The 13,556-nt window shown below is 39.3% G+C and carries 13 protein-coding genes and 1 other RNA gene; 12 read left to right on the plus strand and 2 right to left on the minus strand.

Features of this window, described 5'->3' with window-relative positions:
- The first annotated feature begins 28 nt into the window (after nt 1-28).
- The 5 genes from tkt (at nt 29) to nth (ending at nt 4,408) form a co-directional block, all read left to right on the plus strand.
- Entirely contained in the window at nt 29-2,023 is a 1,995-nt protein-coding gene (gene tkt / locus IGI68_RS09970; protein ID WP_273231988.1) for a transketolase, read from the plus strand.
- Between the two features lie 128 nt (nt 2,024-2,151).
- Nucleotides 2,152-2,580 carry a Fur family transcriptional regulator gene (locus IGI68_RS09975; RefSeq protein WP_273231987.1) on the plus strand — a complete coding sequence of 143 codons (429 nt, stop codon included), beginning with the start codon at nt 2,152-2,154 and terminating at the stop codon, nt 2,578-2,580.
- A gap of 11 nt (nt 2,581-2,591) precedes the next feature.
- Nucleotides 2,592-2,975, plus strand: a complete 384-nt coding sequence (locus IGI68_RS09980; protein WP_273231986.1) for a RidA family protein — start codon at nt 2,592-2,594, stop codon at nt 2,973-2,975.
- A gap of 73 nt (nt 2,976-3,048) precedes the next feature.
- Nucleotides 3,049-3,753, plus strand: coding sequence for a DnaD domain protein (locus tag IGI68_RS09985; protein WP_273231985.1), 705 nt, complete (start codon nt 3,049-3,051; stop codon nt 3,751-3,753).
- On the plus strand, nt 3,746-4,408 hold the full coding sequence (gene nth, locus IGI68_RS09990) for an endonuclease III (protein ID WP_273231984.1): 663 nt from the start codon (nt 3,746-3,748) through the stop codon (nt 4,406-4,408). Before IGI68_RS09985 ends, nth begins: the two co-directional genes overlap by 8 nt.
- A gap of 56 nt (nt 4,409-4,464) precedes the next feature.
- Here nth and IGI68_RS09995 read toward each other — a convergent pair whose 3' ends face one another.
- Both IGI68_RS09995 and recU read right to left on the minus strand, forming a co-directional pair.
- Entirely contained in the window at nt 4,465-6,741 is a 2,277-nt protein-coding gene (locus IGI68_RS09995) for a PBP1A family penicillin-binding protein (protein ID WP_438732570.1), read from the minus strand.
- Nucleotides 6,687-7,361, minus strand: a complete 675-nt coding sequence (recU, locus tag IGI68_RS10000) for a Holliday junction resolvase RecU (RefSeq protein ID WP_273231189.1) — start codon at nt 7,359-7,361, stop codon at nt 6,687-6,689. Before recU ends, IGI68_RS09995 begins: the two co-directional genes overlap by 55 nt.
- A gap of 61 nt (nt 7,362-7,422) precedes the next feature.
- Between recU and IGI68_RS10005 the strand changes: the two genes are divergently transcribed.
- The 7 genes from IGI68_RS10005 to IGI68_RS10035 all read left to right on the plus strand — a co-directional run bounded on the left by IGI68_RS10005 (nt 7,423) and on the right by IGI68_RS10035 (nt 13,419).
- On the plus strand, nt 7,423-7,977 hold the full coding sequence (locus IGI68_RS10005; protein WP_273231190.1) for a DUF1273 domain-containing protein: 555 nt from the start codon (nt 7,423-7,425) through the stop codon (nt 7,975-7,977).
- A 71-nt stretch (nt 7,978-8,048) separates the two neighbouring features.
- Nucleotides 8,049-8,465 (plus strand): cell division regulator GpsB, encoded by a 417-nt coding sequence (gene gpsB / locus IGI68_RS10010; protein ID WP_071873800.1) that lies wholly within the window; start codon nt 8,049-8,051, stop codon nt 8,463-8,465.
- 35 nt (nt 8,466-8,500) lie between these two features.
- Nucleotides 8,501-8,877: RNase P RNA component class B (rnpB, locus tag IGI68_RS10015), an RNA gene on the plus strand.
- A 68-nt stretch (nt 8,878-8,945) separates the two neighbouring features.
- Nucleotides 8,946-10,121 carry a THUMP domain-containing class I SAM-dependent RNA methyltransferase gene (locus IGI68_RS10020; RefSeq protein ID WP_071873875.1) on the plus strand — a complete coding sequence of 392 codons (1,176 nt, stop codon included), beginning with the start codon at nt 8,946-8,948 and terminating at the stop codon, nt 10,119-10,121.
- Complete coding sequence (locus tag IGI68_RS10025; protein WP_438732574.1) at nt 10,111-10,758, plus strand: HD domain-containing protein; 648 nt, start codon at nt 10,111-10,113, stop codon at nt 10,756-10,758. The genes IGI68_RS10020 and IGI68_RS10025 overlap by 11 nt, the downstream gene beginning before the upstream one ends.
- A gap of 119 nt (nt 10,759-10,877) precedes the next feature.
- The gene (locus IGI68_RS10030) at nt 10,878-12,224 is read left to right on the plus strand and encodes a DEAD/DEAH box helicase (protein WP_273231195.1); all 1,347 of its coding nucleotides are present in this window, start codon (nt 10,878-10,880) and stop codon (nt 12,222-12,224) included.
- A 142-nt stretch (nt 12,225-12,366) separates the two neighbouring features.
- On the plus strand, nt 12,367-13,419 hold the full coding sequence (locus tag IGI68_RS10035; RefSeq protein ID WP_438732576.1) for a DUF7278 family profilin-like fold-containing protein: 1,053 nt from the start codon (nt 12,367-12,369) through the stop codon (nt 13,417-13,419).
- Nucleotides 13,420-13,556: the final 137 nt, after the last annotated feature.

Raw genomic sequence — 13,556 nt, forward strand, 5'->3', positions numbered from 1 at the left:
AAACCTAAAATAATAGGAGGCGCTTCATTTGTTTGATAAAATTGATGAGTTAGGTGTTAATACGTTACGTACGTTAAGTATTGACATGGTACAAAAAGCCAATTCAGGTCACCCAGGATTACCGATGGGAGCAGCTCCAATGGCTTATGCTTTATGGACAAAACATTTAAAAGTCAATCCAAAAACGTCAAGAAATTGGGTTGATCGTGATCGCTTTGTTATATCAGCAGGTCATGGTTCAGCGTTGTTGTATAGTTTATTACATTGTTCAGGTTACGATGTTCAAAAAGAAGATTTAGAAAACTTCCGTCAGTGGGATAGTCGCACACCAGGACATCCAGAAGTTCTTCATACTGATGGTGTGGAAGCAACGACTGGACCATTAGGCCAAGGGATTGCAATGGCTGTTGGAATGGCGATGTCTGAAGCTCATTTAGCGGCAACTTATAATCAAACTGATTTTCCAATTGTAGATCACTATACATATGTTCTTTGTGGTGATGGTGATTTAATGGAAGGAATCTCTCATGAAGCGTCTTCCATGGCAGGTCATATGAAATTAGATAAATTGATTGTGTTGTATGATTCAAATGATATTTCATTAGATGGACCGACTTCAAAAGCTTTTACAGAAAACGTGGGGGCCCGCTATGAAGCGTATGGTTGGCAACATATTCTCGTAAAAGATGGTCGTGATTTAAATGCTATTTCAGCTGCGATTGAAGCAGCCAAACAAGAAAAAAATAAACCAACCTTGATTGAAGTCAAAACAGTGATTGGTTTTGGCGCACCAAATCAAGGAACGTCTTCTGTCCACGGTGCACCACTAGGAATCGAAGGAATCCAAGCAGCCAAAGGGATTTATGGCTGGGATTATCCAGAATTTGAAGTGCCAGAAGAAGTCGCGACTCGCTTCAAGGAAACAATGATTGAAGAAGGCCAAAAAGCAGAAGAGGAATGGAATGAATTGTTTGCACGTTATGAAGGTGCCTATCCAGAATTAGCGGCTCAATTTAGACAAGCATTTGCAGATGAACTCCCAGAAGAGTGGGCAGATAATTTACCAACTTATGAAGTGGGTTCAAGTCAGGCAAGTCGCGTTTCAAGTAAAGATATGATTCAAGCACTCTCTAAAGCGGTACCGTCTTTATGGGGTGGATCAGCCGATTTATCAGGTTCTAATAATACGATGGTTGCGGCAGAAAAAGATTTTGAACCTGGTCAATATGAAGGCCGTAACATTTGGTTTGGCGTGCGCGAATTTGCGATGGCAGCCGCAATGAACGGGATTCAATTACATGGTGGAACACGTATTTATGGTGGTACTTTCTTCGTATTCGTGGATTACCTACGTCCAGCAGTTCGTCTTGCAGCGATTCAAAAAACACCTGTTACCTATGTATTGACGCACGATTCAGTGGCTGTCGGAGAAGATGGTCCGACACATGAGCCAGTAGAGCAACTTTCAAGTTTACGTAGTATCCCTAACTTACATGTCATTCGTCCAGCCGACGGAAACGAAACACGTGCGGCTTGGAAAGTCGCAATGACTTCAAAAGAAACACCGACTGTTCTAGTCTTAAGTCGTCAAAATTTACCTGTTATTGAAGGAACGACTACCTTAGCAGATGATTTTGTTTCGAAGGGTGCTTACGTGGTTTCTCCTCAAAAAGGTGAAAAACCAGAAGGAATCTTAATCGCGACAGGCTCTGAAGTCTTCCTCGCTACTGAAGCCCAAAAAGCTTTAGCTGCTGAAGGCGTGGATGTCTCTGTGGTTTCAATGCCGAGTATGGATTTATTTGAAGCGCAATCAGCTGAGTATAAAGAATCTGTCTTACCAAAATCAGTGAAAAAACGTGTTGCGATTGAAGCAGGTTCGCCTTTTGGTTGGGAACGTTACACGAAATGTCGTGGAAAAATCATTGCAATCGATCACTTTGGCGCTTCTGCTCCAGGAGATAAAGTGTTAGCTGAGTTTGGCTTTACGACAGAAAATGTGATCAATACTTATAAATCATTGTAATCTTTTAGGATAAACATAAAAAAGAAGGAGAATTTCCGAAACTGGAGATTTCCCTTCTTTTTTGCTAGATAAATTAGTGTAGTCATAGTATGATAATGACAAGAAATAAATGTAGAGGAGGGAGAACCATGGCGACGTTTGATGATGCCTTAGCTTATTTAAAAGGCGAAAATATTCGAATTACACCTCAAAGGATTGCGATTTTAGAATTCTTGACAGAAGTACCCACACATCCAACGGCAGAAGAAGTGTACCGAGCGATTGAAGAGAAATTTCCTGGCATTAGTGTAGCAACGGTTTATAATAACTTAAAATTATTTACTGAAATTGGATTTCTAAGAGAGATGAACTATGGAAGTTCTTCTAGTCGCTATGATTTTGCGATTAACCCTCATTATCATGTCATTTGTCAAAAATGTGGAAAAGTATCTGATTTCTTCTATCCAAGACTCGATGATGTCGAAATGGCGGCTGAGCGTCTAACGGATTACCAAATTCAAAGTCATCGTTTAGAAATCTACGGGTTATGCCCAACTTGTAAAAATATAACAGAATAAGGAGTTTTCATATGACAGTCATTCAAACCAATCAAGCGCCAAAAGCAATCGGACCTTACGTTCAAGGAAGAATTGCGAATGGATTTTTATTCGCATCGGGTCAAGTTCCTTTAGATGCGGTAACGGGTGAAGTTGTTGGTTCTACGATTGAAGAACAAACAATACAAGTTTTAAAAAATATTTCTGCGATTTTAACCGAAGCGAGAATTACCCCAAATGATATCGTAAAAACAACGTGTTTCTTAAAAAATATGGATGATTTTGTCGCGTTTAATCAGGTCTATGGCACATTATTCCATGATGTTTTACCGGCACGTTCGGCGGTCGAAGTGGCTCGCTTACCAAAAGACGTGTTAATTGAAATTGAGATTATTGCAGACGTCTCAAAAAAATAAGTCAATAAAAAAAGAGAGCTGATTGAAGTCTCTCTTTTTTTAATCATCTATGTATGTGAGAAGGGAACAATCAATGATTTCATTAGAAGTTTTTTTAAAAAATGGTCAAACGACGATTTCCAATTTATTAGTAGAAAATTATCGCCGTATCGGGATGTCAAACGAAGAATTTTTACTCTGGTTGCAATTACATCGCTATGTTGAGGCAGGCGATTCATTTCCTGATTTAATGAAAATTGCTGAAGATATGAGTTATAACCAGCAAGAAATTTATTATTTGTTAAATCAGCTCGTTCAAAAACAATTCATTCAAATTGTCTCGCAAAAAGATCTCCGAGGAATGATGCATGATTCCTATGATTTAACTTTAGTCTATCAAAAATTAGCACTTTTATTGTCACAAAAGACAAAGCAAGTGGAAGAAAAACAATTACAAGAAAAAATTAGTGAGTTATATCAAAATTTTGAAGCAGAATTCGGGCGTCCATTATCACCAATGGAATACCAACGAATTGGGCAATGGTTGGAAGAGGATCATTATCAAGTCGAGCTGATTCAACTGGCCTTGCGCGAAGCTGTATTAAATCAAGCATACAGTTTAAATTATATTGATCGTATTTTATTATCATGGGAACGGAAAAATATTCGGACTTCTGAGCAAGTAATGGATGAGCAAAAACGTAGAAAACGTCAAATGATGCAAAAAGAAGAACCGACGACCAAAACACTTCCGAAAATATCCCTTCATAATTGGTTAGAAGAGGAGTCAAATGATTAGTAAAGAAAAGACAAAAATGGCTTTAGAAAAAATGTATGCCATGTTTCCAGATGCGGTCGGAGAATTAGAACATCAGACGCCGTTTCAGTTACTAATTGCCGTGATTTTAAGTGCACAAGCAACCGATGTCTCGGTAAATAAGGTGACACCTCATTTGTTTGCTGCTTATCCAAATGCCGAGCAATTAGCTAACGCACCGCTTGAGACAATCACTGAATACATTCGAACAATTGGCTTATATCGAAATAAGGCGAAAAATATCAAACGGTGCGCGCAACAAATTATGGAAGAATTTGATGGGAACGTTCCTGAGACACGAGAAGAATTAATGCGTCTAGCGGGTGTGGGACGAAAAACCGCGAATGTTGTCTTAGGCGACGCATTTAACACACCAGCAATTGCAGTCGATACGCATGTCGAACGCGTATCAAAACGGCTCAGAATTTGTAAATTGGATGCTTCTGTAAGTGAAGTAGAAGAGACACTGATGCGAAAAGTTCCAAAAGAAGATTGGGTTAAAATGCACCATACAATGATTTTTTTCGGCCGCTATCATTGTACTGCGCGTGCACCAAAATGCGAAGTGTGTCCATTATTGACGATGTGTCAAGAAGGCAAAGATCGGATGAAAGCCAAACAACAAAAGCAAAGATAAAAGTAAAAAAATCGTAAAGACGAGATTGTCTTTACGATTTTTTAGTGTCCTTATCATTAAGGTGTAGCGGGGGTTTCAGGACTAACAGGTGTCTCTGGAACCGTTGGTGGTACTTCTTCTGTACTTGGCGTCGGTGTTGGTTCAACTGCTGGTGGTTGTGTCGAAACAGCCGGTGGAGTCGTTTCAGAGGACGAACTACTTGGAGTCGTACTTTCTGATGAAGAAGTGGTTGAAGAACTCGACGACTCGGAACTTTCTGATGAACTTTCGGCCGGTTTAGATTCAACTGGTGGTGCCACAGGAGGCGCTACATATTGTCCTTCTAAGTAGAGTTCTCGTCCGATTCGAGTTAAACCTTTTGGCATCACCCAATCTTCGTTGACAACCGAAGCTGAGACATGTTGCATGACTTCTCGATAGACATCACTTGCTACTCCTGAATATTCATTGGTAATCGGTGTTTTTTGATCACGATAACCCGTCCATACCGCTAGCGAATAATTCACCGTATACCCTACAAAAGTGGAGTCAGGGAAGACGGTAGAAGCAGCATTCAAAGCTTCCAATTCTTCTTCAGTGTAATTAGAGGTCCCCGTTTTACCTGCTTGATACAGTCCTTGGATAGTCGCGTTGTAACCTGTACCAGATTCAATAACACCTTTTAAGATATCTGTCACCATGTAGGCTGTCGTTTCTTCCATTGCTTTAATCCCTGGAGTTTTAAAGGCTTCCACTTCCTCAGAACCGTCAGCAAAAACAATTTTATTTACGTATTGTGGTTCATTGTATGTTCCGCCATTTGATAAAGCGGCGTAGGCAGCGGCGAGTTTTAAACTAGACATGCCGTATTTTGTCCCGTCTTGATCTACCGTATTACTTGAAATCGCATTGGCTTGTTGGATTTTGGCATATTGAATGCCTAAACGACTTAAAAAGTCTTCAATTTTATCTGCACCGACTTCGTTAAAAAGTTTGACAGCTGGGACGTTACGAGATTCGATTAATGCGGTACGAAGCGTCATGGTTCCCCAATATTTATTATCCCAGTTCTGAACAGGAGTATTCGTTCCGACATACTTATACGGTTCATCGACAATTGTTTTACCAGTCGAAACATCTAGATATTCAAAAGCAGGCGCGTAGACCGTAATCGGTTTAACCGTGGATCCGACATCGCGCTTAGTGTTCACTGCTAAGTTATCTCCTAACCGTGTTCCTTCTTCGATATTTCGCCCCCCAATTTGTGCGGTGACTTTTCCGGTTTTAGCATCGATTAAAGTAGCGGCTACTTGCATTTCGTCATCTGGGTATTGCACATACGTATCACTATTGGTCACTTCATATAAATGTTTTTGTGCATCAATATCGAGATTCGTATAAATTTCTAGTCCGTCAGTAAACACGTCTTTTCCGGTTTTTTCTTCCACTTCATTGATAACTTCTGTTAAATAATTATCATAATACTTCCAAGAATCATTCGTAGTGCTGAGTGGTTTTAGCCCTTCCTCAATCGGTGTCGCAATGGCTTCTTCGTATTCAGCGTCGGTAATTTTTCCGTTTTCTCTCATTGAAAAGAGAACGATATCTCGTCTTGATTTGGCGTTTTCGGGATTCGCATACGGATCAAAGTAAGAAGGGGCATTTGGTAAGCCTGCGATCAGTGCGGTTTGTGGAAGATTTAACTCTTCTAACGACAACCCATAAAACGCTTTGGACGCTGTTTGCATCCCGTATAGCCCATTTGACATGTAGACTTTGTTAATGTAATAGGTTAAAATTTCTTGTTTTGATTTTTCTTTTTCTAATTGAACCGCCATCCATGCTTCTTGTGCTTTTCGCTCGAGCGTTTGATCAGAAGCGTCGGTTGAGAAGAAAGAGAGTTTAATTAATTGCTGTGTTAACGTACTACCGCCTTGCATGCCGCCGGTACTGACGTTTGAAATTACCGAGCCGACGATTCGAATCGGGTCAATGCCGACGTGTTCATAAAAACGGCGATCTTCAACTGAGATGATCGCATCTTCTAATAAACGGGGAATCTCAGTCGCTTCGATCGTTTCTCTTTTTTCTGCACCGACTTCTTGAAATAAGTCGCCATTAGCTGCGAAAAATTTTGAAGAGTTCGGTGATTCAAGTTTGGCATCCTCTAATTTAGGAGCATCTTTTGCATAACTCCAAAACAGAGCGACTCCTGATAAAAAAAGGAGACAGCCGACAAAAACAAGACCAAGAGTAATTTTCAAAATAATTGAGCCGGTGGAACGTTTCTTTTTATTTTTTACTGTTTTCTTTTTTGGTGATTCATGACGCTGTGTTCGTGTATTGTTTGACATGATGTTTGCTCCTTTAATTCAATGAATTGATCAACTGCCTGGAGATACGGAATTCTTGGTGCCACCCCAGGAATGATTTCAATTCCAATTTCTTCAATGGTTGCGAGAGAGAGTGATTTTTTTTGGGTTGCTTGTTGCTCCCAGTAATGAACAATATAATGACTATCAATAAAAAAGCAACGATTTAGACTTGAAAACCAAAGTAAAACAAAACAAATTCCTCTATGACTCAGACACTTTTTCATGTGCTCAATTTGATGGGCATGTAGGTTTTTTAACGGAAAAGAGGTTTTATTTTTTGTTTCCTTGGCTTCAAAATCAATATAATACCCTTGATAAACGCCGTTGTAGTCGGTTGTTGAAGCTTCTTTGAAGTATGCTTCTTTGATGACTGCTGCACTCCTCTTTGGATAATCCACTTTAACGATTTGAAGAGGGGTTGGTTTTTTGTGAATAACTGCGCATCCGCGATTTAAATAATACTCATTGCTTTCGTTAATGGCTTCTTCAAAACGCATCCCGCGATTGGCAAAAGATTGTTTTTGTTTAGCAACTTTAGTTTGTTTTTTTTGCCGTTCGTTATACAATGGGAGAGAGCCGTTTGGATATTTGATTGTCATGTGATTCACACTCCTATCAATCATTATAGCAAAAAGAGAAATAGAAAGAAAAGGGAAGTTTATGAAAACAAAAGAAGCCTTAATAATTACTGGGTATCGCAATTATGAAATAGGAGTCTTTCAAGAAAAAGATCCAAAGATTAAAGTCCTTAAGAAAGTGATAAGAGAGACATTAATTCCGTTAATTGAAGATGGCATCACGTGGATTGTGATTGGCGGGAACTTAGGTGTTGAACTTTGGGCAGGTGAGGTCGTCATCGATTTAAAAGAGGAGTATCCAGAAATCCAATTAGCAATCCTATTTCCTTTTGAAGGCTGGGGCGAAAATTGGAAAGAAGCAAACCAAACCGTCCTGGAAAAAGTCAAAGATGGAGCGGATTACGTCAATGCAACAAGTCACCAGCCATACCAAAATCCCTCGCAATTAAAAAACCATACTGCTTTTTTATTACAAAAGACCGCTGCTTGTTTACTGATTTATGATGAGGAATTTAAAGGGAAAACTGAATATTTTCTGAAAGATGCTAGAAAGTTTCAAGAGCGCCACGCGTATCAGATTTTACAAATTACGATGGATGATTTAGAAAATGCAATATATTTTAGCGATTCTATTTGATTTATCTGCCTTTTTTGGTAGAATGGTTAAGTAGACTGATTTTATCAGAATTTAACTCGTGAGGTGTACGAATGACAAATTTAAATTATTCTCCAAAAGATATCTTACAACAAGAATTTAAAACAAAAATGCGTGGGTATGATCCAATTGAAGTTGATGAGTTTTTAGATGGTATTATTAAAGATTACGAAACATACAATAAAGAAATTTTGACCTTACAAGAAGAAAATGATCGCTTAAATGCGAAAATCGCTCAATTAAGTAAGAGTCAAGCGATCTCGTCACGGATTCAAGCAACGCCAGAAGCACCAAAGAGCCAAGCGGTAACGAATTTTGATATTCTAAAACGCTTGTCTAATCTTGAAAAAGAAGTGTTTGGCAAAAAGTTAGATCAACCGACGCCAACAAATGGTTTTGACAGCTCTCTTAATCGTTCAGCTGTTCATTTTTCGGATGATGATGATTTAGAAAAAACACGTCAGTTTTAAGATTGAAGAAATAAGAAACAGATGACAATATTGTGGTTTTCGGATAATCGCGGTTTGACTAGATCAAGCTGAGGAAAGTCCATGCTCACACAGACTGAGATGTCTGTAGTGTTCGTGCCTAGCGAAACGATAAGCTAGGGTATTTCGTAGGAAATAACGGCAGGAAAAAAAGCTAAGGTGTCAAAGCTATGCTTGAGTATCCTTGAAAGTGCCACAGTGACGAAGCGTTTAGAGAAATTTAAACGGTGGAACGCGGTAAACCCCTCGAGTGAGCAACCCAAACATTATGGTAGGGGCACTTTTTGGAGCGGAAATGAACGAGACAAAGAGGCAATAAGCAATTATTGCAGATAGATGATTATCCATATTATTTTTCCCTGTAAAATAATTGGACAAAACATGGCTTATAGAAAATCACAATTCATCAGGGGGATCCTTCCATTTTGGAAGGATTTTTTTATCACAAAGGAGAAAAAAACAATGAAAGAAAATCAAGAATTTAATCTTGTTGCTACTGCAGCAAGTGGCTTAGAAGCCTTAGTAGGAAAAGAACTTCGCGACTTAGGCATTGAATGTACGGTAGAAAATGGTCGCGCACGCTTTAAAGGAACGATGGAAACGATCGCGAAAACAAACTTGTGGTTAAGAACGGCCGATCGAGTGAAAATTGTCGTCGGTGAATTTGATGCCTTTACATTTGATGAGTTATTTGAAAGTGTTAAAGCATTGCCTTGGGAAGATTTTTTGCCACTTGATGCGCAATTCCCAGTAGCAGGTAAATCGATCAAATCAACGTTATATAGTACACCTGATTGCCAAGCGATTACGAAAAAAGCGATTGTTAATCGTTTGCGTGAGTATTATCATCGCCCAGCGTCAGTTCCTCTAGCAGAAACGGGCGCGTTATTCCAACTCGAAGTGGCACTTTTAAAAGATCATGTGATGGTGACACTTGATACGACGGGGCCGAGTTTATTTAAACGTGGTTACCGTTTAGAAAAAGGGGGCGCGCCGCTTAAAGAAAATATGGCAGCAGCCTTAGTAATGTTAACAAATTGGCGCAAAGATCGTCCGTTTTATGATCCCGTTTGTGGTTCTGGGACGTTATGTATCGAAGCCGCGATGATTGGCCATAATATCGCTCCAGGATTTAACCGTGAGTTTGCTTGTGAGAAATGGGATTGGTTTAAACCAGAAATCTTTGCGAGTGCTCGTAACGAAGCAGAAGAAGCGGCTGATTATGATATTGTGTTAGATATTACGGGTTCAGATATCAATGGCAAAATTATTGAAATTGCACGTCGTAACGCAGAAGAAATTGGCTTAGGAGATTCGATTGTCTTTAAACAACAAGCGATGAAAGATTTCCATACGGATAAGGAATATGGGGTCATTGTGGCAAATCCGCCTTATGGGGAACGTTTAGGGGAAGAAGAAGAAGTACGTCAACTCTATCGTGAGATGGGTCAAGTCTTTAAACCTTTAACCACTTGGAGCAAATATATTATTACGAGTGATTTATTATTTGAGGAATTCTACGGAGCGAAAGCGACGAAGAAACGCAAATTGTATAACGGTGCTTTAAGAACAGACTTATTCCAATACTGGGGAACACGTCCACCAAGACAACCACGCGTGGAAACAAATGAAGCGTAATGCTTTAGAAAAAATAATACGCTTTACGCAACAGGAACTTAGCGATGAAAAGACGGGACATGATTTTCAACACGTGAGTCGTGTGGCACGGCTTGCCGAAACAATCATTCGTGAGGACCAATTACCTGTCGATTCTTTTGTAGTGGCCGCAAGTGCTTATTTGCATGATGTGATTGATGATAAAGTCGTGGACGATGTTGCGGCTAAGATTAAAGAAGTGCACGTGCTATTGCAATCCCTTGAGTGCTCAAAGACGGACATTGAAGAAATTTTACATATTATTCAAAATATGTCTTTTTCAAAAGAAATGAGTCAAAGCTGTGAACCGCTAAGTTTAGCCGGGAAAATTGTCCAAGATGCCGATCGATTAGAAGCAATCGGTGCGCTCGGGATTCTTCGAACGGCTTACTACGGCGGGGGTAAAGGGCATCCAATTCATGATGAATCGATTATCCCGAAAGGATACAGTCAAAAGACGGAGTATCGCCGAGGAAGTACGGTCATTAATCATTTTCATGAAAAATTATTATTATTGCCTGCGCGAATGCATACAGACTATGCACGCAAATTGGCTTTTGAACGAAAAGATTTTATGGAGCAATTTTTAGAGCAATTTCATCTCGAATGGAATGTGTAAAAATGACTAGAGAAATCCGCTTTCTTTAGTCTTTTTTCTTGCGATGTTTTGTTCCATTAGGTTTTCAAAAATGAATATGTTATAATCACAAAGATGTTATTAAGAAAGAAGGTGTTTGAATGTCATTTGAAAATTTTGCATTCCAACCATTTATTTACCAAGCGTTAGCTGAAAAGAACTTTAAAACCCCAACGGAAGTCCAAAGTAAACTGATTCCGTTAATTCAACAAGGACGTAGTGTCGTCGGTCAATCTCAAACAGGTAGCGGGAAGACCTTGACCTTTTTACTGCCATTAATGGATAAAATTGATGCGACAAAAGAACAAGTCCAAATTGTGATTACGGCTCCTAGTCGTGAACTTGCAACACAACTTTACCAAGTGGCCAAAGAAATCGCGGTATTCTCTAATCCCGAAATCCGCGTGACTAACTTTGTTGGTGGAACCGACAAACAGCGTCAAATCAACCGTTTAAACAATCAACAACCCCATATCGTGATTGGAACTCCGGGTCGTATTTTAGACTTAATTACGGAGCAAGCCTTAAAAATCCATACGGCTTTTGCGTTTGTCATTGATGAAGCTGATATGACGCTTGATTTAGGTTTTTTAAATGAAGTTGATAAAATTGCTAGTTGTTTTTCTGGTAAAATCCAAATGCTGGTCTTTTCTGCAACGATTCCAGAGAAGCTACGCCCGTTTTTGAAAAAATACATGGAAAATCCAGTTATTGAAGAAATTCGCCCGAAAGCGATTATTTCTGAAACAATCGATAACTGGTTAATTTCAACAAAAGGCAAAGATACGAATCGGTTAATTTATCAATTGTTAACCGTCGGCCATCCTTATTTAGCGATTGTGTTTGCCAATACGAAGTCACGTGTGGACGATATTGCGGAATACTTGAAAGGCAAGGGCTTAAAAGTCGCAAAAATTCATGGTGATATTACGCCAAGAGAACGTAAACGAATTATGCGTCAAGTTCAAAACTTAGAATATCAATATGTCGTGGCGACTGATTTAGCGGCTCGTGGGATTGATATTGAAGGTGTTTCTCATGTTATCAATGCGGAAGTGCCGGAAGAATTGGATTTCTTCATTCACCGCGTCGGCCGTACTGGACGCAATGGTTTAGCTGGCACGGCTATTACATTGTACAAACCAGGCCAAGAAGAAATCATCGTTGAAATTGAAAAATTAGGAATTCCTTTTGTCCCTAAAGAAATTAAGAATAACGAAATTGTCGACGGATATGACCGTAATCGTCGCAAAAAACGTGAAAAATCCCGTGAAGAATTGGATCCGAAAATCAAAGGGTTAGTGAAGAAAAAACAAAAAAACATTAAACCTGGCTACAAAAAGAAAATTCAATGGGAAATTGATAAAACCAACAAAGCCAAACGACGTCTAGAAGGTCGTCAAACGACTCGAACAGCCCGTAAAGCGAAGAAGAATTCGAATCAATAATTTTTTATTGACAGATTTATCCGATAACAATTATGTAATCCAATTCCAAAAGACACTTAAATTGTCTTCTGGAATTGGATTTTTCCTTTAATCAGAAGCATGGTATACTAGAGAAAAAGCCGGTGTGAAAGTAGGGGATAAAATGGATTTTTTTGAAGCGCTAGAGTGGAAAAACTGGAAAATTCTTTCTGATGAATTGCGCATGCAAGTGATGAATCAGATTTTAATGTATTTTGTGAGTCCACTGAAGTATGTTTCCGATGTGGAATACAAAGAATTTTCGTTATCAGGTGTGAAATGCCAAACATTCGAATGTTCCATCGATGGTGAACGCTTTGTTTTGGTGCCAGGGAATAAAGAAGCCATTTTGGGTTGGAATTTTGGAACGCAAGGGTTACCAGTTACGACCTGGGATCAAAAGGCGCATACGTTGACGAACGAGTATCAAAAAATGAAAACCAACTATCACTTAAAAACAACGGAAGATTGGGATGTTTTTGTGAACGAATCAACAAGCCCCTTGAGAAAAGTGGCGATTTCACCGATGCTTGTTCAAAAAGAAGCATCGCCTGTTGGTACGACCTATTTAGGTGAGTTTAACTTGGTGACAGGTGAATTTACCGGAGAAGTGGAGTCCTTTTTGCCAATAAAAAATCAATTATCTCCCCTTTTTTGTGTACCGGAATCATTAGAAGCGTGTCTTTCATTTGAAGTGCCAAATCAACTATTTGAAAAAAATTGTTATTACGGTCAGTTACAACTCGAAACGGATACGTATCGTCTTTTCAGTCATCAAGCATGCACCCATCAAACTTTAAAACAACAAGTACATGACCAAGTCTATGATCTACTAACGGAAGATGAGTGGGAATATGTGAATGGTGGCGGAACGCGTCGGCTCTTTCGCTGGAGTAACGAATTAGACCAAGGGAATCATTATCAAGGCCGCCAAGTGACGAGAAAAATGAGCCAAGTCAATATGTTTGGGTTACGTTTTGCGACCAAACGACAGGGATGGGAGTTAACCGATTCGGATTATTTGAAATTAGAAAAGTGGACAGATACCGGCATTCCATTGTTTGATTATTTACCCTTAGCATCTTATTATCGTTCTCGTCAAATCTTAGCCAAGGAAAAAGAATTGTCGCCTCTAGAGTATTCGTATCGAAAAGCGATTATTATTCGTCAAGAGTAAGTCTCACAGAGTAAAAGGTTTTCAGGACGATCTTTTGCTGAATGCGACTTGAAAAAAAGAGAGAATTTCTGCGCGTTTTTTTGATTGACATTGAGCGTAATAATCCCTATAATTCAAGAAGTAGATAAGGATATCTT

Origin of the sequence: Enterococcus sp. DIV1314a, from assembly GCF_051713805.1 — a bacterium.
In the GTDB taxonomy this organism is placed as follows: Bacteria; Bacillota; Bacilli; order Lactobacillales; family Enterococcaceae; genus Enterococcus_I; species Enterococcus_I aquimarinus.

Bases quoted from the DNA above. Each gene is read 5' to 3' on its own strand.
- IGI68_RS10035 (WP_438732576.1), top strand. From the start codon at position 12,367: ATGGATTTTTTTGAAGCGCTAGAGTGGAAAAACTGGAAAATTCTTTCT.
- IGI68_RS10005 (WP_273231190.1), top strand. From the start codon at position 7,423: ATGAAAACAAAAGAAGCCTTAATAATTACTGGGTATCGCAATTATGAA.
- IGI68_RS09995 (WP_438732570.1), bottom strand. From the start codon at position 6,741: ATGTCAAACAATACACGAACACAGCGTCATGAATCACCAAAAAAGAAA.
- gpsB (WP_071873800.1), top strand. From the start codon at position 8,049: ATGACAAATTTAAATTATTCTCCAAAAGATATCTTACAACAAGAATTT.
- IGI68_RS10025 (WP_438732574.1), top strand. From the start codon at position 10,111: ATGAAGCGTAATGCTTTAGAAAAAATAATACGCTTTACGCAACAGGAA.
- nth (WP_273231984.1), top strand. From the start codon at position 3,746: ATGATTAGTAAAGAAAAGACAAAAATGGCTTTAGAAAAAATGTATGCC.
- IGI68_RS09975 (WP_273231987.1), top strand. From the start codon at position 2,152: ATGGCGACGTTTGATGATGCCTTAGCTTATTTAAAAGGCGAAAATATT.
- IGI68_RS09985 (WP_273231985.1), top strand. From the start codon at position 3,049: ATGATTTCATTAGAAGTTTTTTTAAAAAATGGTCAAACGACGATTTCC.
- IGI68_RS09980 (WP_273231986.1), top strand. From the start codon at position 2,592: ATGACAGTCATTCAAACCAATCAAGCGCCAAAAGCAATCGGACCTTAC.
- IGI68_RS10020 (WP_071873875.1), top strand. From the start codon at position 8,946: ATGAAAGAAAATCAAGAATTTAATCTTGTTGCTACTGCAGCAAGTGGC.
- IGI68_RS10030 (WP_273231195.1), top strand. From the start codon at position 10,878: ATGTCATTTGAAAATTTTGCATTCCAACCATTTATTTACCAAGCGTTA.
- recU (WP_273231189.1), bottom strand. From the start codon at position 7,361: ATGACAATCAAATATCCAAACGGCTCTCTCCCATTGTATAACGAACGG.